Genomic DNA, 23,290 nt, shown 5'->3' with positions numbered 1-23,290 from the left:
GCGTATTTATCGGGCTCCCGGCGCAGGACATGCGCCGGGAGCTTTTGTTTGCCGTCTCAGCCCGGCCGGCCGACCGGCTGCTGCTGCGTGATGCAGTGGATGTTGCCGCCGCCGAGCAGGATTTCGCGGGCTTCGATGCCGACGATGCGGCGGTCGGGATGCAGCGCGGCGATGATTTCCATCGCGGCCTGATCCGTCTTCGGGTCGAGCAACGGCATCACCACCAGGCCGTTGGCGATGTAATAATTGGCGTAGGATGCCGCGAGACGCGCCCCGCCACGCCGCTCGGCGCTGCCTTCGGAAACGTCTATACCGGCAGCCTCCGCGTCGGTCATGTGGAGCGGTCCCGGCATCGGCAGCTTGACGATCTGCAGCCTGCGCCCCTGCGCGTCCGTGGCGGCGGCAAGCCGCTCATGGGCGTCGTGCGAGATCGCGTATTGCGGATCGTCTGGATCCTCGCACCAGGTCAGCGCCACGACGCCGGGCCGGACGAAGCATGCGAGGTTGTCGATATGGCCGTCGGTCTCGTCGTGGAAGAGGCCGGGACCGAGCCAGATGGTCTTGCTGACGCCGAGGCGGGCGGCGAGATGCTCCTCGATCTCGCTGCGGTCGAGATAGGGATTGCGATTGGGGTTCAGCAGGCATTCCTGCGTCGTCAGCAGCGTGCCCTCGCCATCGACATGGATCGCGCCGCCCTCGAGGACGAAGGGGGCGCGATAGCGCGGCGCGCCTTCGATTTCGAGGATCTTGGCGGCAGCGCGGTCGTCCTGGTCCCAGGGCGAATAGAGGCCGCCATTGAAGCCGCCCCAGGCGTTGAAGCGCCAGTCATTGCCGCGTAGGCGGCCGTCGGCGCTGACGACGAAGCTCGGGCCGGTATCGCGGCACCAGGCGTCGTTGGTCGTGGCCTCGACCAGCCGGACATGGGCGGGCAGGCGCTGGCGCGCGTTTTCCCACTGGCCGGCCGAGACCAGCATGGTCACCGGCTCCGCTTCGGCGATGGCGGTCGCCACCGCCGCGAAGGCCTGTTGCGCCGGCTTGCCGCCCAGCCGCCAGTTGTCCGGCCGCTCGGGCCAGATCATCCAGGTGCCGGCATGCGGCTCCCATTCGGCCGGCATGCGGAAACCGTCGTCGCGGGGGAGGCTCTGGAGCGTTGCGGACATGGTGCTCGTTCGCTGATCGTCGGGGTCTGTGATCGAAGCGGGAATGCCAGGCGAAGGCAAGCGTGCTAGAGCAAGCCATCGACGACTTCCAACGGATTACGCCATGCAGCTGCGCGCGCTCCTGTTCGACAAGGACGGGACCTTTCTCGATTTCGCCAAGACCTGGGACGCCGCGACGGGCTCGGTCATCAACACGCTGGCCGAAGGCGACGGGGTGCTGGCGGAGCGGCTGGCCGAGATCGTCCACTACGATCTCGAGGCGCGCGTGCTGCTGCCGACGTCGCCCTTCATCGCCAGCTCTGTCGGCGAGCTGATCCCGCTCTGGGCCGAAGCGCTGGGTCGGCCCGGCGATGCGACATTCGAGCAGATCCTGCGCGACCTATTCCATGACGCGACGCTCGACGCCGCGACGCCGATCGGCGAGCCGGCGGCGGTGTTCGAGACCCTGCAGCAGGCCGGCTACCGGCTTGGCGTCGTCACCAATGATTCCGAGCGCGGCGCGCGGTCGCAATGCGAGCGGCTTGGTCTTGTCTCGTGGTTCGACGCCATCTTCGGCTATGATTCAGGTCATGGCCGCAAGCCCGAGGCCGGACAGATCCGCGCCTTTCTGGATCAGTTCGGCTTCCAGCCGGGCGAGGCGGCGATGATCGGCGACACGCTGCACGATCTGCATGCCGCGCGCGCCGCCGGTGTGGTCGCCATTGGTGTCGAGAGCGGCTTCATGTCGGCCGAGCAGCTTGCGCCGGAGGCAGATTATATCATAAGCGATATCAGCAAGTTGTCTGATCTTCTTCAGAAGATGAACTAGCCGGATTCCGCTCACTTCGAGTCGAAGTGCTGGCGGATTTCGGTGATGTGCTCCGGGCCGATGCCGCAGCAGCCGCCGACGATCGAGGCGCCGGCATCGATCCAGCGCTCGGCCCAGACCAGATAGCGCGCCGGCGTGATGTCGGCGCGGATATCGGAGATGCCGGCATAGGGCTCGTCGCTCTCTTCCTCGGCGGCGAAGGCATTGGCATAGACGCCGATGCTCACGTCGGGGCGTCCGGCCGCGTCGAGGGTGGCGCGTGCCTCGCGGATCGCCGCTTCCATCACCTCCGGCTGGCTGCAGTTGAACAGGATCGAGACGGCGCCGGCCTCGACCGCCTTTTCGACGCCGGTGGCGACCGTCTCGCCGGAGCGGAGTTCCGGCGGCCCGGTGCGGCCCGCCTCGTCCTTCAACGTGTAGGAGACCCAGATTGGCTTCGGGTGTTGCGCCGCGGCGGCAATCGCCGCCAGTGCCTCGACGGTGGAGCTCTGGGTTTCGATCAGCCAGAGGTCGACATGCGGCGCGAGGCCCTCGACCAGGACCCGGAAGATTTCCGGCGCCCGGGCGGCGTCGAAGAGCTCCGGCCGGTAGGATTCGAATACGGGCGGCAGCGATCCGGCGACCTTGACGGGGCGCCCGGCCTGATCCGCCGCCGCGCGCGCGACCTGGCCGGCGAGGCCGGCGAGCCGCAGGCCATCCGCCTCGAAACGCTCGGCGCCGATCTGGTGCGGCTTGATCGCGTAGGTATTGGTGGTGACGATCTCCGCGCCGCTCTCGATGAACTGCTCATGCGCCTTCTGCACCAGATGCGGCGTCTCGATCAGGGCGAGCGCCGACCATTCCGGCAAGCGGAATGGCGCGCCGATGCGCTCGAGCTGCCGGCCCATGCCGCCGTCGAGCAGCGTCACGTGTGGATGCGTCGTCATGATGGATCTTCCTTGTCGTGCTTGGATCCGCGGCCGCCATGGGCGCTGTTCAGGACCGGTTTGCGTTTGTCTGTACGCCGGGGTAGCCGCGCCCGAAGCGCCGCTCGAGCTTGGCCTGGCAGAATTCGAGGATGATCGACATCACCCAGTAGATGGCCGCCGCCGTGGTCAGCATTTCCATGTATTTGTAGGTAGAGCGCCCGTAGGACTGCGCCAGGAAGTTCAGTTCCCAGACGCCCATCAGCGAAACCAGCGCAGAATCCTTCAGCATCGACACAACCTGCGTGCCGGCGGGGGGGATGATGACGCGCAGTGCCTGCGGTGCGATGACCTTCCACGCGATCCGCCAGCGCGGCAGGCCGAGCGACATCGCCGCCTCCCACTGGCCGGCCGGAACCGAGCGGACGCCGCTGCGGACGATCTCGGCATTATAGGCGCCATAGTTGAGCGACAACGCCAGGATGCCGGAGGTGAGGGGGCCGAGGATGATGCCGATCTGGGGCAGCGCCAGGTAGATCAGCAGGACTTGAATCAGCAGCGGCGTGCCGCGAAACAATGATCCGTAGAAGGTGGCGATGGCGAAGCAGAACGGGTTGGACGACATCCGCCCCATGGCTGTCACGACACCCAGAAACGCCGCGAAGCCGACCGAACTCGCCGTGACGAACAGGGTCATCGCGGCGCCCTGGATCATGCCCGTCGGGGTCAGGCGGATGCCGAGCATGAAGGGAAGCCGTTCGGCGATGGCGCCGCCGTCGAGGCCGAACTGAACGAAACCGACCAGCAACACGGCGAAAAGGCCGGCCCAGACCAGGCCGACCTTGATGCCGAACAGGCGCGCTTCCGAGAGCCGCGACGGCCGCGCCGCCACGACTGGACGGAGATCGCGGCCGAGCCGGACCGACTCGCTTCTGAGCTCAAACGTCATTGCGCGTGATGTCGGTGCCGAGCCATTTCTCCGAGATCGCCTTCAGCGTTCCGTCGGCACGCAGGCCCTCGATGATTTCGACGATCTTGGCATTCCATTCGGCGTCGCCCTTGTCGACCGCGATCCAGTTCGGCTCGCCGAACAGCGGCTGGCCGACCACCTTGAGCGGGGCGCCCGCATCGATATGCCCCTTGGCGGTGGCGATGTTGGCGACGATGGCGTCGAGCCGGACGCCAGCGCCGAGCGCCAGGTTCTGGAAGTTGACGGTCTCGTCCGAGGGCACCTTCACCGGATTCTCGAACGGGAAGGCGATGGCCTTCTCGCCCGGGATCTGGATCGTCTTGTCGAGATAGGCCTCGTAGCTCGAGCCGGTGCCGACGCCGACGCGCTTGCCGGAAATGTCGGCGATCGAATGGATGGATGTCTCGTCCTTGTTGACCACGAGCACCGCCGGCGAGCTGTAGTACTGGACGATGAAGTCGAGCACGGTGGCGCGGTCGGTCGTCGGCGTGATCGAGCAGATGCAGATATCCCATCGTCCCGCCCAGCGGCCGGCCGTGATCACCTCCCAGCCCGGCACCGAGTTGACGGCCTTGACGCCGAGCTTGTCGGCGACGGCCTGCGCGACGTCGATGTCGAAGCCCGCGAGCTTGTTGTCCTTGTCGATGAAGGTGAAGGGCGGATAGTCGTCGACGACGACGTTGTTGAGCACCTTGATGGACAACACCCGGTCCAGCGTCTCGCCGGCCTGGGCGAAATTGGGCGCAAGCAGAAGGGTCGCCGCCAAGGCGAGCGCAGGACGAAGCTTCATTCTGTTGGAACTCCGGTGTGACCGCGAAGGTCATGGATCTATTAAGTCTGCGCCTGGAGCAAATCTCGACGAAGCCGCGACCGTACACTTGGCGCGGCCCCGGCTTTTTCTTTCGACCCAGAAGAACGGAGGAAGCTATCCGTTGTTTCGAGCCGAGGGAGACAGGTCAGGCATCAATATTCTCTGCAAAATATTGAACATCCCTGCCTGCAAGTTAAGCAACGCCATGCCATTTCGATGCGGTCGAGCGAAATGCCGTCCTGCGAAGGTACGCTGCCGGATGACGCGGTCGGTTCAGCCGCGCGCGGCGTGCGGATTGCGACCGTCCAGCGTGGTCAGGGCGCCATAGAGCTCCGGCCGCCGGTCGCGGAAGACGCCCCAGGAGCGGCGCTGATGCGCGATCGCGTCGAGGTCGAAGGTCGCGGTCAGCACGCTTTCGCTGATCCTGTCCGCCTCGACCAGCTTGGCGCCGGTCTGGTCGGCAATGAAGGACGAGCCGTAGAAGGTGATCTCGGTGGCGTTGAGGCCGCGCTCCAGCCCGATGCGGTTGGAGGCGACCAGCGGCATCAGATTTGCGCCGGCATGTCCCTGCATCACGCGCTGCCAGTGGGCGGCGGAATCGAGCGAGGGATCCTGCGGCTCGGAGCCGATCGCCGTCGGATAGAAAAGGATCTCGGCGCCGGCCAGCGCCATGGCGCGCGCCGTCTCCGGGAACCACTGGTCCCAGCAGATGCCGACACCGATGGTGCCGAAGCGGGTCGGCCACACCCGGAAGCCGGTGTCGCCGGGCGAGAAATAGAACTTCTCGGTGTAGCCCGGCCCGTCCGGAATATGGCTCTTGCGATAGTTGCCGAGCACGCTGCCGTCGGCATCGACGATGGCGATGCTGTTATAGGCGGTCTGGCCGGCGCGCTCGAAATAGCTGACGGGCAGCACGACGGAGAGTTCGGCCGCGAGCGCCGCGAAATGCGCGATCAGCGGATTGCCCTCGAAGGGCTGGGCCAGGTTGAAATGATCGTGGAACTGGTCCTGACAGAAATACGGCGTCTCGAACAATTCCTGGATCAGGACGATGTTGGCGCCATCGGCCGCCGCTTGCCGCACCAGTCGTTCGGCCCGCGCGACATTGCCGGCGCGATCCCAGTCGCACTCCATCTGCGTGGCCGCGACGGTGACTTGGCGCATCGTTCTACTCCCGCTCGGCAAGGCGATTGAGGATGCCTCGATAGGGCGCGATCAATCTTTGGTCGTCAAGCGCTGCATCATGGTTCCAGCTTGCGACGACGCAATGAACGCGGCCGTCATGGCCGACGACGCGGGTGGAGAGGTTGAGGACGCCCAGCTCCGAGCCGCCCTTGTAGGCGACGGATTTCCATCGCTCGCGTTCGGCGACGCCCGGATTGATGCCGACGCTGCCGAGGTCGGCGGTGGCGTCGAGCAGACGGCAGATTTCGCGGGCCGACAGGAACCACTCGACCGCGTGCGTGGCGGCGGCGCTGAGGTCGGTGATTTTTGGCAGCGGCCTGTCCGCGATCTCTGCCAGGAGGGTGCGTCGCGCACCCGCGTCGCCCTCGATCCATGCGGTCCGCAATGGCGCGTTCTCGTTTGCCTTCAGCGTGAAGAGCTCGCGCGTCGTGAGAAACGGGGTATTGGCGGGCGCGACCGCCTCGACCGCCTCCCGGCCGACGAGGCGGATCAGGGCGTCGGTCGCGGTGTTGTCGCTGACCGAAATCATCAGATTGGCGAGGGTCGCGATCGTCAGCGGCGTGCCGTCCGGCCAGTCCTGCAATTGGCCGGATGGCAGGGATCTCCATGACGGGGCGAGCGGTACGACCTGGTCCCAGGCGAGGCGCCCGGCCGCGACGGCGTCGCGTAGCGCCACGAGGACGGCAAGCTTCGCGGCGGAGCCGATGGCCAGCGGCCGGTCGGCATCCTGCGCGATCACGTCCTTGCCGTCGCTGACGACGAGGAGCGCCGTCGAGCCGGGCAGGGCTTGGATTGCGGCCGCCAGGCTTTCGATCGAGCCGAGGGGCTCCGCCGGGCCGAACCACAGGCCGATGATCCGGCCTTCGCCGTCGAGGGCGATCGTTGTCGGGACGGTTGCGTCGGCGAAGTGGAGGCGGAAGCTGGAGCTGACGCGATCGACGTCCTCAAGCGGGCCGTTCGCCTGGCGGATGCCGGCAAGGATGGGCTGGAGCTGCGGGAGCGGCAGCGCGGCCAGGAAGGCGGCGCCGAAATGCTCCGGTCCCAACCCTTCCGGGCTCATCAGGGCTTCCAGCGTGGCTTCCGGAGTCATGGCTTCAGCCCTCGCCGGCATCGCGGTGAACAGGACGGCGGTCAGCATGGCGGCCGTCACGGCAAATCGGATCGAAGGCAATGGCCCCTCCGTCTCGCTCCCGCATCCTTCCCGCGGGGGCGACAGTTCCATGGCGGTCCCGGCTCCGCCGCGCTATCGTCGCAACGCGGATGGAACGGTTGCCGGCCGTGGTCATTGGCAAAACGTCGTAAGGGAGTAGCACCATGGACAAGTCGACCGTCAAGACCTTGAAGCTGATCGATCCGACGCTCGTGAAGGACCAGTGCTATGTCGATGGGGCTTGGATCGGCGAGCCGTCGATCGAGGTCACCAACCCCGCCACCGGCGCCGTGATCGGCCATGTGCCGCGCTTCGGCGCCGAGGAGACGACGAAGGCCGTCGATGCCGCCGCCGTGGCGTTCAAGAGCTGGGCCGCGAAGACCGCCAAGGAGCGGTCCAAGCTGATCCGACAATGGTTCGAGCGCATCCGGGCCCATCAGGACGATCTGGCTATGATCCTGACCTCGGAGCAGGGCAAGCCGCTCGCCGAGGCCAAGGGCGAGATCGAATACGCCAATTCCTACATCGAGTTTTACGCCGAGGAGGCGAAGCGCATCGCCGGCGAGACGCTGCCGAGCCATCGCGCTGATGCGCGCATCCTCGTGCTGCGCCAGCCGACCGGCGTCGTTGCCGCGATCACGCCGTGGAATTTCCCTGCCGCGATGATCACGCGCAAGGTGGCGCCGGCATTGGCGGCCGGCTGCACCGTGGTGTTGAAGCCGGCTGGCGAGACGCCGCTGACGGCGCTGGCGCTGGCCGAGCTCGCCGATCGCGCCGGCATCCCGCCGGGCGTCATCAACGTCGTCACCGGCAGCGCGTCGGAAATCGGTGGCGTGCTGACTTCCCACCAGGCGATCCGGCTGGTGAACTTCACCGGCTCGACCGAGGTCGGCAAGCTGCTGATGCGGCAGGCGTCGACCACCGTGAAGAAGATGGCGCTGGAGCTTGGCGGCAACGCGCCCTTCATCGTCTTCGACGATGCCGATCTCGATGCGGCGGTCGAGGGCGCGATGGTGTCGAAGTTCCGCAACATGGGCCAGACCTGCGTCTGCGCCAATCGCATCTATGCACAGGCGGGCATCCACGACGCCTTCGTCGAGAAGCTGACGGCCGCCGTCGACAAGCTCAAGGTCGGCAACGGCGTCGAGGCCGGCGTCTCGCAGGGGCCGCTGATCAACGACAAGGCGATCCTCAAGGTCGAGGAGCACCTGAAGGACGCGACGGGGAAGGGCGCCAGGATCGTGCTCGGCGGCCATCGGCACGCGCTCGGCGGCTCGTTCTTCGAGCCCACCGTGCTGACCGGGGCGACCCGCGACATGCAGCTTTCGCGCGAGGAGACGTTCGGACCGATCGCGCCGGTGTTCAAGTTCGAGACCGAAGAAGAGGTCATCAGGGCCGCAAACGACACCGAGTTCGGCCTCGCCGCCTATTTCTATTCCCGCGACATCGGCCGCATCTTCCGGGTCGGCGAGGGGCTGGAATACGGGATGGTCGGCATCAACTCCGGCCTGATCTCGACCGAGCTGGCACCCTTCGGCGGCGTCAAGGAAAGCGGCAATGGCCGCGAGGGCTCGCATCACGGCATCGATGAATTCGTCGAGAAGAAGTATCTTCTCGTGGCCGGCATCGACCGGTAGGCCAAACCAAGGCGCGGAATAGCGCGATAGGCAGGGCAATATGTCGAAGGCGGTTCGCTGGCAGAGCTGGGACGGCGAGGGGCTGGAGCACATGGTCTTCAGTGATCGGCCGAAAGGGGCAGTGGCGGAGGGCGCCCTGCTCTCGGGCGGCGATGCGCGTTTCGCCGCGCGCTATGAACTGACCTGTCATCCGGACGGACGTGTCGCCGAAGCGCATGTGGCCGTGGTCGGCGGTCCGTCGATCACCCTGCAATCGGATGGCGACGGCCTCTGGCGCAACAGCGACGGCAAGCGGGTCCCGGCCCTGGTCGGCGCCAGCGACGTCGATCTCTCGGCGAGCCCGGTCACCAACATGCTGGCGATCCGGCGCCTGAATCTTGCGGAAGGACAATCGCAGGAGATCACCGCCGTCTATGTTCGCTTCCCGGACCTGGAAATCACCCTCGACCGCCAGCGCTACACCTGTTTGCAGGCCGGGCGCCGCTATCTCTATGAGGCGGTCGACGGCACCTTCCGCGCCGAGATCGAGACGGAGGAGGGCGGGCTCGTCGCCCTCTATCCCGGTCTCTTCCGCCGCGTGCCCTGAGCCTGCCGGGAGGCGCCCTACTCGGCGACCGCCTTGCGCAGCGCCGGATTGAGGCTGTAGTGGCCGACGGCTTCGCCCTTGGCCAGTACATGTCCTTCGATCGCCTTCTGCACATCCGGTCCGTCCATCAGCGGCTTGGCGGCCAGGTGGTCGATGTCGAGCGCGTAGATGGTGATCGTATAGCCATGCGGCTTCAGGTCGTTCTCCGGCGGGCAGGGGCCGTCATAGCCGGCATACGTTCCCTTCAGTCGGGGATTGCCGGCCATCAGCCAGGTATTGGCGTTGACGCCGCGCTGTCCCCATTGGGTCCTGGTCGCCGGCTTGCCGTGCGGGGAGAAGCCGTCGCCGTCGGCGCCCGCCGGCAGGGAGGTCGTCGTCGCCGGTATGTCGTAGAGCACCCAGTGATAGTGGGTGTCGCGTGCCGCTTCGACGGGTATGGGGCGCGGTCCGCGCAGCAGCGTCACGTCGAGCGGAACGTCCGGATCGGTCATGATCAGGACAAAGGATCTGGTCTCCGCCGGTGCGTTCGACCATTCGACGGCCGGGCTCCGGTCGCGGCCCCGTACCGGCAGCCCGTTGACGGCCGGGAGACAGAGTGCCGCGTCGTCCGGCAGGTCGCCGTCGGCGTCGAGATCGTGGATCGTTACCTTCAGGAATACCGGGTTGACCGCGTGGGCCAAGGGGAGGCCGGTTGTCACCAGGGTTGCTGCAAAAAGGACGGATGGCAGTCGCGTGTACGAAGTCATGCTGATCTCCTTTTGCCTGTCAGGCCGGAGGGCACGAAATTCAGTCATGTCTTCGAAATAGGAGCCGGCTACCCCGGCGACGAGCCCCGCCGGGTCTTTTGAACGGAGTAATTCCGTCGCCGATCAGGCGTCCGCCACCTTGCCGTCCACGCCGAGCGGATCGTAGGTGCCGAACGACCACTCATAGCCTTCGGTATCGCGGCAGGAATACTCCCGCGAACCATACTCCATGTCTTCGAGCGGGCGGGTGATCTTGGCGCCGGCGGCGACGGCCATGTCGTGATGGCCGTCGACGAAGCGGACCGAGACATAGACGGCGCCGGTGCCGCCGCTTGCGGTGCGGCCGCTGGCGACGAGCTCCGGGCTGAAGCCGCCCAGCATGATCAGGTTCTGGCCGAGACGAAGTTCGGCATGGACCACCTCGCCATCCGCTCCCTCGTGCAGGGCGAAGACCTCGAAGCCGAAGCCCTTGACCAGGAAGGCGATCGCCGCCCTGGGATCGCGATAGCGCAGGACGGGGAAGATGTGGGACGTGCGGACCATGCGAGCCTCTTCGGTATGGCGGGTTCGCTCAGGCGTCGGCCGCGGCGCTCGCGCCGGTCGCCTGGGCGAGCGCCTGCTCGAACACATCCTCCGGCTGGCAGCCCGACAGCGCAAGCCGGCGGTTGAAGACGAAGAAGGGCACGCCGCTGATGCCGCCCTCGGCCGCGGCGGCCGCTTCCTGGCGGGTGATCTCCAACTCGGACGGGTCGGTGGCGATCTGACGCGCTTCATCGACGGAGAAACCGTGCGACGCGGCGATCTCGGCGAGGACGTCCGGGTCGGCGACGTTGAGGGCGTGGATGAAATGCGCCTCGAACAGGGCCGTCGCCAGGGCATCCTGCGTTCCCTTTTCGAGGGCGTGGCGGATGAGCGTGTGCGCCGCGCCGGTCGGGCGCTGGCGTGGCTGCTTGGAAAGGTCGAGGGCGATGCCGCTCTTGCGGGCTTCCGCCTCGACCCGGGCGAACATCGCGGACGGGTCGCCGCCGAATCGCTTGCGCAGCTTTTCCGCGACGTCGATGCCTTCCGGGGGCACGCTCGGATCCAGGAAGAAGGGATGATGCACCACCCGCGCCGTGATTCCGTTTTCGGCCAACACCTTGTGCAGTCGGACGACTCCGATGAAGCACCAGGGGCAGACGATGTCGGTGACGACGTCAATCTGGATCTCGGACATGGACAAACTCCCGTCGCGCGTAAAGGTCGCGTCAACCAATCGGAAATGAACGTCAGCTATAACAAGACTGCGTGACTGAGGACACAGGCACGGCCCCGGAATGGTGCTAATCCCTCCCGGCGAATTGATTCCAGTTTCAGGACAAAACCATGCGTATCGCATTCGCGGCCTTTTTCGGCCTGATCTTCGGCGGCATCGTCGGGGTCGGCACCGGTGTGGGCATCGGCATGTTGCTGCAGAGGATCGTCAATGTCGGCTGCAGCGATGGCGGGTGTGCCTATTTCGTGATCTTCTGGGCCGGTCTCGGTCTGGTGATCTGTGCGCTGCTCGGCGCCATCCTCGCCGGTGTCCTGACCCGCGAGGACATGCGCGCCAGCCTGCCGCGTCATCAGTAGTCGAATCCTCAGACGTCGTCGAAGGCCGTGTGATAGCGGACCTCGCCCTCTGGCGCTGCCCTGCCGGTCGCCAGCGGGAGCGCCATGAAATATTCGGGCGGCGGGCCTGAGAGCTTCAACCGCGGATCAGCGCGAAAGCCGAACCGCTGGTAGAATTCGGGCTCGCCGAGCAGCACGCATCCGCCAGCACCCAGGGATCGGATCCGTTCCAGTCCCGCTTCGATCAGGGCCCGGCCCAGGCCGCGCCCCTGCAGGGCAGGCAGCACCGCGACAGGTCCCAGCCCGTACCAGCCTTCATTGACCCCGTTGATCGTGACCGGGGAGAAGGCGATGTGGCCAACTACCTTTCCGTCTTCCTCCGCCACCAGCGAAACCGCAAGTGCCCCCGCGGCGCGCAAGGCATCGACCAGATCGCCTTCGCGCTGACTGCTGTGTGCTGCGCTGCAAAATGCGATCGCGATCACCTCACGGATCACCTTCTGATCTCCGGTCGTCTCATCCCGTATCGTCATGTCGCTATTGTGCAGGCATTTGCCCCGGAAAAGGCATGAAATTCTATTCGAATTTTGAAACAATACTTCTCAAGAATAGAATTGAATATTTATTTACATCACGGTTGTGCGCCGCAAAATGAGCCGGTACTAATCTCTATAGCTGAAGAACAAGCAAGCTTGTCTGATCGTATTTAGAACGATTCCGACCGGATTGCTCTGCATGAGCGGACGCTGCGACGTGAACAAACCTATCAAGAGCCAGTTCGAGCCGGCCTTCTCCACGCAGGCCAAGGCTACCCTGCGGATGGTGCTGGCGGGTGCCAGCGATCGGGCCGAACTGGCCGCCGGTCCGCTGGTCCATCTCGTCACTTTCACGGACGAGCTCTTCCGCAGCGACGGGACGATGCGGGACGTCTATCCGGTGCTCGCGGTCGTCGCGTCGCCGGCCGGCGCGGCCGAGATCGAGGTGGCCTCGGCGGCTCTCGCCAAGATGGCGACCATTCCCGCTCCGCCGGTCATTCGCATCGACCGCGATGTCGATGGCGTCGCTTCGCTGGTGCGGACAGTGCTCGAATCCGGCCTCGGCCGCATTTCGAGCTATGCCCAGACCATGGCGTCGGAACTCGTCATGCTGCGGCGCGAGCGAGAAACGCTGTTCGAGAATTTCCGCGTGCTGGAAGATGCGTTCCGCGCCCGCAACTGGGAAGCGGCGAGCGAGATCTTCGCCCATGACGTCTTCGTCGATCCGAAGGACGAGGGCGTCAGCAGGCTGATGCGCGAGGGGTGGGTCGAGCAATTGTTCCCCGTCTCCAGCTTCGGCGTCAGCGGCTTTGCCCTGCATTTCCGCCATCAGGCCGCCGGCAGCGGCGAAGTCATCGTCACGCTCGACTATATCGAGAATGGCGAGGGCGTCGCCGAGTGGGTAGTGCCGTTCTCGGCGCTCGCGGCGGACTGGAACTACTTCTCGCTGCCGAAGGCCTGCGATGGCAGCCCCCGCACGTTGCGGCTGCGCATTTCGGCCAATGGCGCCGAGCCGCCGGCGCCGTCGCTGGGGCATCCGATCGCCAGCCGCCGCTATGCCGCACGCGCTCGCTCGCCGCATGGCGATCTCGATCACCGGCCGCTGGCGCTCAAGATCTATTCCGGCGTACCGGGCGTCCGCCCGACGGCGCTGCCGAACTCGATCGCGCCGAGTGCGCTGATCGGTGGGCGGCGGATCGAGGACTATCGCCTGCCGCTCGACGCATTGCGCGCCGTCGCCGACGTTTCGGCCAGCCCGATCGTGCCGGATTTCCAGACCATCCGCTTCCTCGAGCACGAGGATGCGATCGTCTGCCACCCGTTGCCGGCGGGAATCTCGGCAGGCGCGGTCGCGAATGTCGTGGCCCCGGGAACGGTTCGCTTCTCCGCGCGGGCGGTCATCGACCATGCCGAGGGCAAGCCAGCCTTCGTCGGCTTCCTGCTGGCACCGAGCGCCGCCAATCTGCGATCCGAGATCGCGGTCCTCGAACGCGAGGGGGCGGCGCGCCGCTCGGCCTATTTCAGCGGCTGGCGCGATGTTTCGGCCGGCGAGCCGGTCAGCATCAACATCATGCTCGACAGCCCGACGCAGCGGATGATGAACCTCGTCATCCTGAGCCGCGCCAAGGGCGACTCGGTCGATTTCTCCTGGCTGAAGGTGTTCGACTTCCGGCTGGTCCGTCATTTCGACGTCGAGGCGCGCGGGGAGGCTGCCCATGCGCAGTGAGGCCGCGGATCTCGTCGTCATCGCGATGCCGCTCTACGGTCACGCGGCGCTCGCCGTCGAGGCTCTCGAAACCGCGTTCGCCTCGACCACCGAATGCCGCGTCGAGGTGGTGGTCTCCGTCGATGGCGATCCCCGCCGCGAGGTGTTCGATGCGCTGACCCTCTATGCGGCGACGCGTCCGGAGCTGCACGTCATCTTCGGGCCGAACGCCGGCCCGGGCGGGGCGCGCAACCGCGCGATCGACTTCATCGTCGAGAACCTGCCGGATGCGAAGGCGGTCTACTTCCTCGACGCCGACAACCGGGTTCTGCCGACCACGATCGAGACGCTCTATGCCCGCCTGAAGGCGGAGCAGTGCGGCTGGGTCTACACCAACATCGACACCTTTTCGGTGCGCTGGGGCGCCCACTACGGCGACGGCTATTCGCGGCTGACGCACTGCGTCTCCGACAATATCTGCGACACCGGCTCGATGATCTCGATCGACGTATTCCATGCCGGCGTGCGCTTCGACGCCGATCGGCAGAACGGCTTCGAGGATTGGGAGTTCTGGCTGTCCTGCATCGAGGCGGGTTTCGTCGGCGTGCCGTGCCACGATACGGCGTTCGAATATCGCCTCAGGGCCGAAAGCCGGTTCAAGGAAGCGAACCGCGACCGCGCCGCCTCCCTGAGCTTCCTGCGCCGCCGCCACAAGACTTTGTTCCGCCGTTCGACGCTCGTCGATTTCGAGCATGAGGAAGCCCCGCGCTATGCCATGCTGCGCACGGGCGACGGCACCATCGCCTGCTTCACCGATCCGACGATGGAGCCGACCAAGCTCGATTTCGACGAGGCGATCCGCGCCTTCTGGGGCAGCGCCGCCGAGCCGGACAATTTCCATTTCCCGCCCTTCCTGGCGGCCGGCAGCGTCGAGACGTTGAAGCTTCTCAAGCAGTCGCGGCTCTGGCCCAACCTGCTCATGCATCTGGAGCGGGCGACCGAGGCGGCGAATGTCTGCTTCGTGCAGATCCGCAACGTCGCCGCCGAGCGCGGCATCGACATCGAGATCCAGCCTTCCGGCCATGTCCGCAAGGGACGCGCCGACCTGGTGTTCATGTCCTCCGCCATCGTTCGCGATGCCATCCGCAACAACGCTCTCGAATGGCTCGGTTCGATCGCGGCCGACCAGGTCTGGCCAACGGTAGCGGTGGTGAAGGTACGCTTCCCGTTCCCGGCCGAGGCGCCGAAGCGCGCCTCCGCAACGCCGGAGCAGTCGCTGATCAACCTCGTCCACACGATCGCCACCAGCCCGCTGCAGGCGGTCGCGGCGAAGCGCTGGACCTGGCGCGGCTCGCGGCTGCCGGCGCTGTCGGAGCTCTACAAGCAGCTTCGCACCGAGGTGGGGGGCTCGCCCGTGCTGCCGCTCGGTCACGCGCAGTCTAGCAAGCGTACCCTGGCGCTGCTGGTGCCCAATGCCTCGTTTGGCGGCGCCGAGAAGGTCGCCTTCGCGGCAGCGCGCGAGCTCAAGGCCGAAGGCTTCGAAACGCATCTGTTCGTGCTCGGCAATGCCCGCATGGACGTGCTCGACGAGTTCGATGACTCGTTCGACTTCATCCATTTCTGGAAGAACGGCATCCCTGCCTGGGGCGGCACCAACCGCTTTCTTGGCCAGGACTTCATCGCCGAATATCACGACGTCGACTGGAACGCGCTCAAGGGCCAGCTCTCGGGCTTTGACCTGATCATTAACAATCACGTCATGGCAGTGCATCCGCTGATGGCGCGGCTGCGCTCGGAGGGCGCGCGCACCGCATGTTACCTGCATGTCGTTGACGAGACGCCGCTGCGCCGTCCGGCCGGCCAGCCCTTCGCCGCCATCGCGCACGAGCATTGCTACGACGCCTTCCTGACCTGCTCCGAGCAGCTCAAGGTCTACCTGCACAGCTATGGCGTGCCGCTGGAAAAGATCTTCGCGGTCGCCAACGCCCCGAGCATCTCGGTCAAGCCGAAGGCCCTGACCGAGATCGTCGAAAGCCGGCTGGCGCGCCCCGCCGATGCGCCTCTCCGTATCCTCTACATGGGTCGCTTCGAGCCGCAGAAGGGTATCGACCGCATCCATGCGGCGCTGCAGGACCTGCGCTCGCGCAATATCCCGTTCGAGGCGCTGGCGGTCGGTGGCGAGATCCTCGCCGAGCAGCCAAGTTCATGGACCGGCAAGCTGCGCGAACTCGGCGTCACCGTCCGTCCGCCGATCTTCGGCGGTCGCGAGATCGCGGCGATCCTCGCCTGGGGTGACATCCTTATCATGCCGTCGCGCTGGGAAGGCGCACCGCTGATGATCGCGGAGGCGCAACTGGTCGGCTGCGTGCCGGTGGCGACCGCCGTCGGCGCCGTCGACGAGCTCGTCACCAACGGCCGCGACGGCTTGCTCATCGAGGGCGAGGCGGACCTGAAAATCGTCGCCGACCTCGCCGCCGCCGTGGAATCTCTGGCGCGCGATCGCACGCGCCTCGCCCGCCTGCGCGAAGGCGGCCTGTTCACCGCTTCCGGGCGTTCCTGGGCGGCTTCCTTCGGTCCGTTCGTCGAATGGTGCGACCGGACCGTTTCGTCTACCCCCCGGATCGAAGCGCGTGCGCCGCGCCGTCCGGTCGATCAACCCATCGTCGAGATTGACGTTCCGGCCGTCGCCTGACAGCTCCGGAATCTGAGGAAAGGTACGTCTGCATGCGTTCGAGAATCCTGATCACAGGCATTCCCGGTCACTATACGAGGCTCGTCCGGAGCGCGAAGGGCGCGACCGTCAACTACGGCGAGCAGCAGCTTCAGCCCGAGAGCAAGGAAGCTTTCCTCCGCGAACTGAGCAACATCTCCAACACCGGCAACTATCTGATCGGTGAGGGCGCTCTGCGCGCCATGCCGTCGAGCGCCACGCAGGTTCCGTTCTGGCATCTGCATAATGCCTGCGTGAACGGCACTGGCCTCGACGAGATCAACTCCAATTTCGACATCTGCGTCTTCACCTGCGCCAACCTGCTGCGCAAGGGGCTGTCGGCCGACGCCGAGGCGCTCGTGCTGAAGAACCTCAACATGCCGATCGTCATGCTCGGCATCGGAATCCAGAACCGCGCCGATCTCGAGTCCGGCCTGCCCGCCGGCACCCAGCAATTGCTCGACGTGCTGAAGGGCAAGGAGCACTACTTCCTGACGCGCGGCTATGAGACGGCCGAGTTCCTGAAGTCGCGCGGCTTCTCGTTCGTTCGTCCGACCGGCTGTCCGTCGGTCTACTTCCTTCCGGACAACATGCGCACGGCGCTGAAGCGGCTGCCGGAGGTCAAGGTCGGCAGCGGCCGTACCGTCTTCTCGGGCTATCTCGGCGCGACGGAAGAAGCCGTCCGCGACGTCAACATGCTGAGCAAGCCGGAGAGCGAGAACTTCTATGTGGTGCAGGACGAGTTCCTGCATTTCGACATGAAGGTCGAGCCCAACAAGGACGGTCGTGTCTTTGACTCGACCTCGGGCCGGATGATTGGCGACCTCAGCTACAAGCATTCCGACCAGCTGCAGCGCAAGCTGAAGCTGCACACCTTCTTCGACACCAATCAGTGGCGCGCCTGGACCTCGTCGATGGACTTCTCCATCGGTCGCCGGTTCCACGGCAACATCATAGCGCTGCAGTCCGGCGTGCCCGGCCTGATGGTCGCCGTCGATGACCGCATGCGCGAGATGCTCAATTTCACCGGGCTGCCGGCGGTCGAGGCGTCTGCGCTCGAAGCCGCCAACGACCGCGCCGAATTCGTGTCCGATCACCTGGCGGATCTGAACGTTCCGCAGGTAGTGGAGAAGTACAACGACCGGGAAAGCAACTTCCGGACGGCGCTTCGCGATATCGGCCTGAACTAGTTCGCACGCTTCCCGCCCGCCCGCGCCCATCCGGGCCGGGCAGGGCGGCGCCCCGTTTCGGATACGCAATCATTCAGAGGACGAGCGTCATGCGCATCTTGCTGACCGGCATCCCTTCCTACCTGCAGAGAACCGTGGCCGGCGTGACCGGCGCGACGGTGCGCCACCGGCCCTATTTCGACGACATCCGCTCCAAGAAGGACGTCATCGACCAGGTCAAGAAGATCGCCAACACCGGCAACTACCTGATCGGCGAGGGCGCCGGTCACGCGCTCCGGGGTCATGACGTCGTCTACATGCCGTTCTGGCACCTCGCCAATAGCCTGGCCTCGCAGGAGGTCTATGACGAGATCAGCCGGTCCTTCGACATCTGCGTGTTCGCCTCGGCCAATCTGCTCCGACCCGGCTATTCGGCCGATCTGGAAGCGCAGGTGTTCGAGAAGCTGAAGATGCCGGTCGTCGTCATGGGCATCGGCATCCAGCGCAAGGCCAATCTGCGCGACGACCTGCCGGCCGGCACGCAGAAGTTCCTCGAGGTGCTGCGCGCCAAGGAGAGCTACTTCCTGACCCGCGGCTACTTCACCTCCGGGTTCCTGAAGGAACAAGGGATGAAGTTCGTGCGGCCGACCGGCTGCCCGTCGCTCTATTTCAATCCGGATGGCATGCGCCAGGCGCTCAACGGAATTGCCAATCCCGGCCTAGTCGAATCCCAGAAGATCGCCTTCGGCGGCTATCTTGGCAGCGTGGCCGACACCATCGTCGACGCGCATGTGCTGCTGAAGCCCGACAGCACCGCGCACTACGTCATCCAGGACGAAGTCGTCGTCTACAACATGAACATCGTCGGCGACGACACCACGGCCGCCTATGACGCGCCCTCGGGCCGCATCGTCGCACCGCTCGAATACAAGCACCAGGAGAAGTGGCAGCGGAAGAACGAGCTGCACGTCTTCTTCGACACCAATCGCTGGCGCACCTGGGCGTCGCAGCTGGATCTTTCCTTCGGTCGCCGCTTCCACGGCTGCATCATCACCATGCAGGCCGGCATCCCGTCGCTGATGATCGCCGTCGACGATCGCATGCGCGAGATGCTGGAATTCATCGGCTTCCCGCATATCGAGGCAGGGATCTGGAACCGCGAGCCGCAGAAGAAGGCGTATCTGAAGGAGTTCCTGTCGACCATCGACGCGCCGGCGGTAATCGACCGATACAACGCCTGCGAGACCAATTTCCGCACCGCGCTGAACGATATCGGCATCAAGCAGGCGCCGGCGTCGCTCGTCGCCAAGCCCCCGGTCGCGGCGGTCCGCGCGCATGAGCCGGCCTGATCCACGTCCTCTGTCGCGCATCGCTCCGGCCTTTGCCGGGGCGATGGCGTGGCTCGGCGCGGTTCTCGGTGTCCCGGCCGATGCTGCCGAACTCGGCTTCAACCGGGTCAATCTCGGCTGGGCAAAGCCGGCCGAGCGGCAGGCGATCATCGACGCGATGAAGAAGAGCGATGTCGTTTCGGTGCGCCTGTCGCTGAGCGCGCCGGTCGATCCGAGCCTGGATGCGGTCCGCATCGCGCATGCGGCCGGACTGCGCATCCTGCTCGAAATCTCGCTGAACAATCCCGATTTCTATCCCGAGGGCACCAAGCGCCGCTCGGCCATGGGCCGCAGCCATGATGCCTACCGGCTGTCCGATCTCGATCCCGAGCGCTATCGCGTCGTGATCCGCGATGCCTTGGCCAAGCTGGATGCCATGGGCATTCCAGTCGTCGCGGTGGAGCCCGGCAACGAGATCAACTGGGCCGGCTACAACGGCGATCTTACCGTGCGAAAGCCGAAATCCGAATCCGCCATCACGCCGGGCGACCCGGCCAAGGTCGCGCAGGGCATCGACCGCTATGTCGCGATCGTCCGCGTGACCGGCGAGGAGATGCGGGCATCGAAGCTGAACCGCGATGCGAAGCTGATCTCGGCCGGTCTTTCGGACATGCCGCTACCATTTTCGCGGCGCGTCGGGCTGGAGATCATCCCGCCGGCGGAATGGACGGCCCGCATGCAGGCGAGCGGCCTCGACACGCTCGTCGACGCCTATGGCATCCACGTCTATCCCGGCAGCGGCGGCACGCGGGCGCGCCGCGATGCGCTCGTGCGCGATGCGCTTTCTTTCTGCGGCGTCGACCGGGCCGGCAAGCCGTGCTGGATCACCGAATGGGGTGTCGCGAACACCTCGCCAACTTGTCCGATCTCCGACGAGAAGCGCGCCGTCCTGGTCGACCAGCTGCGCGCCATCATCGACCGGGATATCACGGCCGGCCGGGTCGAGGCCGCCTATTATTTCGATTGGGACAGCAAGACGCCCTACAGCGTCTGGCGCTGCGGAGGGCTGTCTTCGGCCGGCCGCGCCGCCGTAAGGCCGGTGACGGACTGAGGTCCTCGTCGCGTTTGGAAGTTGCAGGGAGGAATGCGCGCATGGCGCTCCGGACTATCGTTATCGGCGGCTCAAACACGGTCATGCAGCCCGGCTATTGGCCGACGCTGCTGGCGCGGATGGCGCATCGCGGCCTGCCGCTTGATGTCATCGCCGATCTCTCCGTCGGCGGCACGACCTCCGGCTTCGGCCTGTTCCAGCTGAAGGCGAACGAGCATCATCTCGCCAATGCCGAGGTTCTGATCATCGAATATGCGCTGAACGACGCCTTCGTCTATGGCGACGAGCGCCGGCCGTTCCGGCACTGGGCCCGCTTCTACGAGGGCGTCATCCGCCATGCGCTGTCGATCAATCCCGACCTGCGCATCGTATCGCTGGTGTTCGGCCAGCGCGGCGGTTCCTATATCAGCTCGGTTCCGTCGATCGACGCGGGCATGCACTACCTCTCCGACTGGTATGACACCGCGATCGTCAACGTGTCGCGTCACCTGATGCGCCGCTTCGGCCGCGAGGTCGTGACCGATCCGAGCTTCTATGCCGATCAGGGGCACTATTCCCGGCCGATCGCCACGACGATCGTTGCCGACATCATCGCCGATGATCTCGAGCGGATCCTTGCGGCGCCGTTCCGGCCGCGCGGCATGCCATTGCCGGTCGATCCCTATCATTTCGCCGATGCCCGGATCATCGACGCCAAGACGCTGATCGAGAGCTGCGGCCTGCCGCCCCGCGTCTACAGCAACCGCCGTTTCGCCGCGACAACCGCTGATCTCGGCGACTTCCGCCTCAAGCTGACCTTCGACAAGGGGCGGCCGCTCGCCCTGTCCTATGTCTGCGCTCCGGACATCTCGCCGCTGGAAATCGCCATGGCGAGCGATACCGTCGAGGCGGCCATGCTGAAGGGCGGCGTCCGCGACGGCGCCTTCAAGTTCCTGCTGTCGATGCTGAGCTGCGACTTCCTGTATCCCGGTCCGGCGCTGCTGCAGGAACCGGCGAGTTTCACCTGCTCCCTGCAGGCCTCGCAGAACGTGCCGGGCGTGACCAGGCATGTGCCGAAGGACAATGTCGCCCATGCCGACGGGGACGGTTCCCGGCCGCGCGTGATGCCGCTGCTCGGTATGCTCTATACGGGTACGCTGAAATCCTGCGTCGCCGAGCCGGTCGCCGATCTCCGGCCTCAGCCGGCCGCGGCTACCGAGCGCATCGAAGCCCCCAGCAACTGAGCCATCAGCGAGCGCTGCCGCGTCAGGCACTTGTCGAGCGCATAGCGCTCGATGATGGTTTGGCGCGCATTGCGTCGGAGGTCTACGAAGGCCTTCGGCCGCGCCAGTACGTCCAGAATCGTCTCGGCGAGCGCTTCGGGTTCGAAGAACGGCACCAGCAGGCCGTTCTGCCCGTGGCGGATCACCTCCTGCACGGGTGGAGTCGCCGAGCCGATCACCAGCGCGCCGCAGGACATCGCCTCCAGCACCGACCAGGACAGGACGAACGGATAGGTGAGATAGATGTGCGCCGTCGAGATCTGGAATAGACGCGTCAATATTGCGTGCGGAACCTGACCTGGAAAGAATACACGCTGTGGATCGAGCGGCGTTTCTTCCAGGATCGCGTCTTTCCAGGTTTTTCCGTCACGGCGGGAGGCGCCGTAGCTGTTGGAATTGCCGCCGACGAAGACGAAGATGGCGTCCTTGTTGCGCTCCAGTACCCGCGCCGCCGCCTTCACGGCCTGCGGGAAGCCGCGATAGGGCTCGAGGTCGCGCGCCGCGAAGGTGACGATCGGATCGCCGGCCTTGATGACGCGTCCGTCCGGGAGGGCGATGCCGCGCCCGGTGTCGGGGCGGAACCGGCGCACGTCGATGCCGTCATGGCAGATCGCGATCCGGCGCTGGGTGCTTTCGGGATAGCGGCTGCGCTGCCAGCCGGTCGGGCTCAGTCCCGCCTCGATCGCGTCGAGGGTGACGAGCTGGGCCGCGTTGCGCAGGCGAAGCCGCTGGCGGACGTCGAGATCGATGACGTCGGCCGGGTCGAACCCCACATCGGCGCCCTCGGCGCTGTAGAAGAATTCGCAGTAGCCGAGCGCCGGGCTGCGGGGCACGACGTCTTTTACGAACATCATGCTGCCCCAGCCTATGTGGCCGAGGATGATGTCGGGTGCACCCTCGGCGCGCACCAGCGCTTCGAGGGTCTCCGCGACACGCATGCCGATGCGCACGTGGTGTTCGGTCGTCGCCAGCGGGCTGCTCTGCACGACCCCGGGCCTCGGCGGCGGCTCGGCCCGGTGCCGCACGATCCGTACGCCCGGCAGGCGACGGTCGACACTCTCGGTGATCAGGGTCACCTCGCTGCCGCTGGCGGCGAGGTTGGCGGCGAGGTGTTCGAACTGCCCCACGCCGCGCCGGTGAATGAACAGCACCCTCACGCCGGGAGGCCTCGTGGCGAACGCATCGATCGACGCCGACCGTCAGGCGCCGTAGCGGGTGGCATTCGTCCAGACCAGCTCCAGCTTCTGGAGAAGGCGATACGCGTTGTCGAGCTCGCGCGATTCGTCCTCATCGCGAACAAGCAGGCGGTGATAGGTGTCGTCCGCCGTGCGAAGCGCGTTGCAGAGGTCGTGGCCCTTCTGCGACAGGCTGATACGCGCGGAGCGCCGGTCGCGCTGCGAGGCGGCGCGGTCGATATAGCCAAGGTCGACGAGTTGCTTCAGGTAGTAGGAGACGTTCGAGCCGAGATAGTGGCCCTTATCGAGCAGATCGCGCACCGAGAGCTCACCATTGCCGATGGTGAACAGCACCATGACCTGGGCAGGACCGATGTCGCCGACGCCGAGCTTGCCCATTTCGATCCGGAGCAGGTCGGTGAAGCGGCGGTTTACCCGCTCGATCGTCCTTGCCAGTTCGAAATGCGTGACATGGCCCCGATCATGCTCGGTGACCACGGTGATCACGCTGGAGGCCGGATTGCCGGATGAGTAGCTGCCCTCCGACTCTTCAACTTCTACCGCCGCTTGCAGAAGCTCTCGCGTCATTATGACCCCGCATTGCTGAATTTAGTTCAAAATTCCAACTATTCTAGATTGCCGCATCATCGGATTGGAATCTCCCACCCTTATAGACGATACCGAATCAAGAACTCAGTAAGTTTGTCCGAAAATTCGACTAAATGTATGTTCTGGACACCCTTGAA

At 65.7% G+C, this 23,290-nt stretch carries 22 protein-coding genes; 10 read left to right on the top strand and 12 right to left on the bottom strand.

Features of this window, described 5'->3' with window-relative positions; genetic code table 11:
* Positions 1-56: 56 nt before the first annotated feature.
* Positions 57-1,160: an agmatine deiminase gene (gene aguA / locus WFK98_RS09300; RefSeq protein ID WP_336800024.1), complete on the bottom strand. Its 1,104-nt coding sequence runs from the start codon at positions 1,158-1,160 to the stop codon at positions 57-59.
* Between the two features lie 103 nt (positions 1,161-1,263).
* Here aguA and WFK98_RS09295 point away from each other — a divergent pair, with 103 nt between their 5' ends.
* Positions 1,264-1,968, top strand: a complete 705-nt coding sequence (locus tag WFK98_RS09295; RefSeq protein WP_336800023.1) for an HAD family hydrolase — start codon at positions 1,264-1,266, stop codon at positions 1,966-1,968.
* A gap of 11 nt (positions 1,969-1,979) precedes the next feature.
* Here WFK98_RS09295 and WFK98_RS09290 read toward each other — a convergent pair whose 3' ends face one another.
* From WFK98_RS09290 to WFK98_RS09270, 5 genes are all read right to left on the bottom strand, one after another.
* A complete protein-coding gene (locus WFK98_RS09290; RefSeq protein ID WP_336800022.1) occupies positions 1,980-2,894 on the bottom strand; it encodes a homocysteine S-methyltransferase family protein in 915 nt (304 codons plus the stop codon).
* Positions 2,895-2,943: 49 nt separating this feature from the next.
* Positions 2,944-3,822 carry an amino acid ABC transporter permease gene (locus WFK98_RS09285; RefSeq protein WP_266337726.1) on the bottom strand — a complete coding sequence of 293 codons (879 nt, stop codon included), beginning with the start codon at positions 3,820-3,822 and terminating at the stop codon, positions 2,944-2,946.
* A complete protein-coding gene (locus WFK98_RS09280; RefSeq protein WP_336800021.1) occupies positions 3,812-4,633 on the bottom strand; it encodes a transporter substrate-binding domain-containing protein in 822 nt (273 codons plus the stop codon). Before WFK98_RS09280 ends, WFK98_RS09285 begins: the two co-directional genes overlap by 11 nt.
* 294 nt (positions 4,634-4,927) lie before the next feature.
* Positions 4,928-5,818 (bottom strand): N-carbamoylputrescine amidase, encoded by an 891-nt coding sequence (aguB, locus tag WFK98_RS09275; RefSeq protein WP_336800020.1) that lies wholly within the window; start codon positions 5,816-5,818, stop codon positions 4,928-4,930.
* Between the two features lie 4 nt (positions 5,819-5,822).
* Positions 5,823-7,010, bottom strand: coding sequence for a serine hydrolase (locus WFK98_RS09270; protein WP_336800019.1), 1,188 nt, complete (start codon positions 7,008-7,010; stop codon positions 5,823-5,825).
* A 143-nt stretch (positions 7,011-7,153) separates the two neighbouring features.
* Here WFK98_RS09270 and WFK98_RS09265 point away from each other — a divergent pair, with 143 nt between their 5' ends.
* Both WFK98_RS09265 and WFK98_RS09260 read left to right on the top strand, forming a co-directional pair.
* The gene (locus tag WFK98_RS09265) at positions 7,154-8,626 is read left to right on the top strand and encodes an NAD-dependent succinate-semialdehyde dehydrogenase (RefSeq protein ID WP_336800018.1); all 1,473 of its coding nucleotides are present in this window, start codon (positions 7,154-7,156) and stop codon (positions 8,624-8,626) included.
* Between the two features lie 40 nt (positions 8,627-8,666).
* On the top strand, positions 8,667-9,212 hold the full coding sequence (locus tag WFK98_RS09260) for a putative glycolipid-binding domain-containing protein (RefSeq protein WP_336800017.1): 546 nt from the start codon (positions 8,667-8,669) through the stop codon (positions 9,210-9,212).
* 17 nt (positions 9,213-9,229) lie between these two features.
* Here WFK98_RS09260 and WFK98_RS09255 read toward each other — a convergent pair whose 3' ends face one another.
* The 3 genes from WFK98_RS09255 to WFK98_RS09245 all read right to left on the bottom strand — a co-directional run bounded on the left by WFK98_RS09255 (position 9,230) and on the right by WFK98_RS09245 (position 11,174).
* On the bottom strand, positions 9,230-9,958 hold the full coding sequence (locus WFK98_RS09255; protein WP_266337720.1) for a YbhB/YbcL family Raf kinase inhibitor-like protein: 729 nt from the start codon (positions 9,956-9,958) through the stop codon (positions 9,230-9,232).
* Between the two features lie 123 nt (positions 9,959-10,081).
* Positions 10,082-10,501 carry a VOC family protein gene (locus WFK98_RS09250; protein WP_336800016.1) on the bottom strand — a complete coding sequence of 140 codons (420 nt, stop codon included), beginning with the start codon at positions 10,499-10,501 and terminating at the stop codon, positions 10,082-10,084.
* Between the two features lie 28 nt (positions 10,502-10,529).
* Positions 10,530-11,174, bottom strand: a complete 645-nt coding sequence (locus tag WFK98_RS09245) for a DsbA family oxidoreductase (protein WP_336800015.1) — start codon at positions 11,172-11,174, stop codon at positions 10,530-10,532.
* Between the two features lie 149 nt (positions 11,175-11,323).
* Between WFK98_RS09245 and WFK98_RS09240 the strand changes: the two genes are divergently transcribed.
* Complete coding sequence (locus WFK98_RS09240) at positions 11,324-11,569, top strand: hypothetical protein (protein WP_266337717.1); 246 nt, start codon at positions 11,324-11,326, stop codon at positions 11,567-11,569.
* An 8-nt stretch (positions 11,570-11,577) separates the two neighbouring features.
* Here WFK98_RS09240 and WFK98_RS09235 read toward each other — a convergent pair whose 3' ends face one another.
* Entirely contained in the window at positions 11,578-12,081 is a 504-nt protein-coding gene (locus WFK98_RS09235) for a GNAT family N-acetyltransferase (protein WP_336800014.1), read from the bottom strand.
* 286 nt (positions 12,082-12,367) lie between these two features.
* Here WFK98_RS09235 and WFK98_RS09230 point away from each other — a divergent pair, with 286 nt between their 5' ends.
* The 6 genes from WFK98_RS09230 to WFK98_RS09205 all read left to right on the top strand — a co-directional run bounded on the left by WFK98_RS09230 (position 12,368) and on the right by WFK98_RS09205 (position 21,330).
* A complete protein-coding gene (locus WFK98_RS09230; RefSeq protein WP_442907404.1) occupies positions 12,368-13,810 on the top strand; it encodes a DUF6212 domain-containing protein in 1,443 nt (480 codons plus the stop codon).
* Positions 13,800-16,481, top strand: coding sequence for a glycosyltransferase (locus WFK98_RS09225; RefSeq protein WP_266337714.1), 2,682 nt, complete (start codon positions 13,800-13,802; stop codon positions 16,479-16,481). Before WFK98_RS09230 ends, WFK98_RS09225 begins: the two co-directional genes overlap by 11 nt.
* Before the next feature lie 32 nt (positions 16,482-16,513).
* The gene (locus WFK98_RS09220) at positions 16,514-17,689 is read left to right on the top strand and encodes a polysaccharide pyruvyl transferase family protein (RefSeq protein WP_266337713.1); all 1,176 of its coding nucleotides are present in this window, start codon (positions 16,514-16,516) and stop codon (positions 17,687-17,689) included.
* Between the two features lie 89 nt (positions 17,690-17,778).
* Complete coding sequence (locus tag WFK98_RS09215; protein ID WP_336800012.1) at positions 17,779-19,017, top strand: polysaccharide pyruvyl transferase family protein; 1,239 nt, start codon at positions 17,779-17,781, stop codon at positions 19,015-19,017.
* On the top strand, positions 19,004-20,107 hold the full coding sequence (locus WFK98_RS09210; RefSeq protein ID WP_336800011.1) for a glycoside hydrolase: 1,104 nt from the start codon (positions 19,004-19,006) through the stop codon (positions 20,105-20,107). The genes WFK98_RS09215 and WFK98_RS09210 overlap by 14 nt, the downstream gene beginning before the upstream one ends.
* 41 nt (positions 20,108-20,148) lie before the next feature.
* Entirely contained in the window at positions 20,149-21,330 is a 1,182-nt protein-coding gene (locus WFK98_RS09205) for an SGNH/GDSL hydrolase family protein (protein ID WP_336800010.1), read from the top strand.
* On the opposite strand, the gene WFK98_RS09200 is transcribed toward WFK98_RS09205, so the two are convergent.
* Both WFK98_RS09200 and WFK98_RS09195 read right to left on the bottom strand, forming a co-directional pair.
* A complete protein-coding gene (locus WFK98_RS09200) occupies positions 21,285-22,526 on the bottom strand; it encodes a glycosyltransferase family 4 protein (protein WP_266337709.1) in 1,242 nt (413 codons plus the stop codon). The genes WFK98_RS09205 and WFK98_RS09200 overlap by 46 nt on opposite strands.
* Before the next feature lie 42 nt (positions 22,527-22,568).
* Entirely contained in the window at positions 22,569-23,132 is a 564-nt protein-coding gene (locus WFK98_RS09195) for a MarR family transcriptional regulator (protein ID WP_266337708.1), read from the bottom strand.
* Between the last annotated feature and the right edge of the window lie 158 nt (positions 23,133-23,290).

Source organism: Kaistia sp. MMO-174, assembly GCF_037147815.1.
In the GTDB taxonomy this organism is placed as follows: domain Bacteria; phylum Pseudomonadota; class Alphaproteobacteria; order Rhizobiales; family Kaistiaceae; genus Kaistia; species Kaistia nematophila.
Note: the sequence above shows the minus strand (reverse complement) of the source record. Positions and strands in the feature narration are given on the sequence as shown.

Coding starts and splice junctions, on each gene's coding strand:
- WFK98_RS09250 (WP_336800016.1), bottom strand. CDS start 10,501: ATGGTCCGCACGTCCCACATCTTCCCCGTCCTGCGCTATCGCGATCCC.
- WFK98_RS09285 (WP_266337726.1), bottom strand. CDS start 3,822: ATGACGTTTGAGCTCAGAAGCGAGTCGGTCCGGCTCGGCCGCGATCTC.
- WFK98_RS09225 (WP_266337714.1), top strand. CDS start 13,800: ATGCGCAGTGAGGCCGCGGATCTCGTCGTCATCGCGATGCCGCTCTAC.
- WFK98_RS09265 (WP_336800018.1), top strand. CDS start 7,154: ATGGACAAGTCGACCGTCAAGACCTTGAAGCTGATCGATCCGACGCTC.
- WFK98_RS09235 (WP_336800014.1), bottom strand. CDS start 12,081: ATGACGATACGGGATGAGACGACCGGAGATCAGAAGGTGATCCGTGAG.
- WFK98_RS09210 (WP_336800011.1), top strand. CDS start 19,004: ATGAGCCGGCCTGATCCACGTCCTCTGTCGCGCATCGCTCCGGCCTTT.
- WFK98_RS09295 (WP_336800023.1), top strand. CDS start 1,264: ATGCAGCTGCGCGCGCTCCTGTTCGACAAGGACGGGACCTTTCTCGAT.
- WFK98_RS09195 (WP_266337708.1), bottom strand. CDS start 23,132: ATGACGCGAGAGCTTCTGCAAGCGGCGGTAGAAGTTGAAGAGTCGGAG.
- WFK98_RS09280 (WP_336800021.1), bottom strand. CDS start 4,633: ATGAAGCTTCGTCCTGCGCTCGCCTTGGCGGCGACCCTTCTGCTTGCG.
- WFK98_RS09260 (WP_336800017.1), top strand. CDS start 8,667: ATGTCGAAGGCGGTTCGCTGGCAGAGCTGGGACGGCGAGGGGCTGGAG.
- WFK98_RS09220 (WP_266337713.1), top strand. CDS start 16,514: ATGCGTTCGAGAATCCTGATCACAGGCATTCCCGGTCACTATACGAGG.
- WFK98_RS09205 (WP_336800010.1), top strand. CDS start 20,149: ATGGCGCTCCGGACTATCGTTATCGGCGGCTCAAACACGGTCATGCAG.
- WFK98_RS09255 (WP_266337720.1), bottom strand. CDS start 9,958: ATGACTTCGTACACGCGACTGCCATCCGTCCTTTTTGCAGCAACCCTG.
- WFK98_RS09240 (WP_266337717.1), top strand. CDS start 11,324: ATGCGTATCGCATTCGCGGCCTTTTTCGGCCTGATCTTCGGCGGCATC.
- WFK98_RS09215 (WP_336800012.1), top strand. CDS start 17,779: ATGCGCATCTTGCTGACCGGCATCCCTTCCTACCTGCAGAGAACCGTG.
- WFK98_RS09290 (WP_336800022.1), bottom strand. CDS start 2,894: ATGACGACGCATCCACACGTGACGCTGCTCGACGGCGGCATGGGCCGG.
- WFK98_RS09245 (WP_336800015.1), bottom strand. CDS start 11,174: ATGTCCGAGATCCAGATTGACGTCGTCACCGACATCGTCTGCCCCTGG.
- aguB (WP_336800020.1), bottom strand. CDS start 5,818: ATGCGCCAAGTCACCGTCGCGGCCACGCAGATGGAGTGCGACTGGGAT.
- WFK98_RS09230 (WP_442907404.1), top strand. CDS start 12,368: ATGGTGCTGGCGGGTGCCAGCGATCGGGCCGAACTGGCCGCCGGTCCG.
- aguA (WP_336800024.1), bottom strand. CDS start 1,160: ATGTCCGCAACGCTCCAGAGCCTCCCCCGCGACGACGGTTTCCGCATG.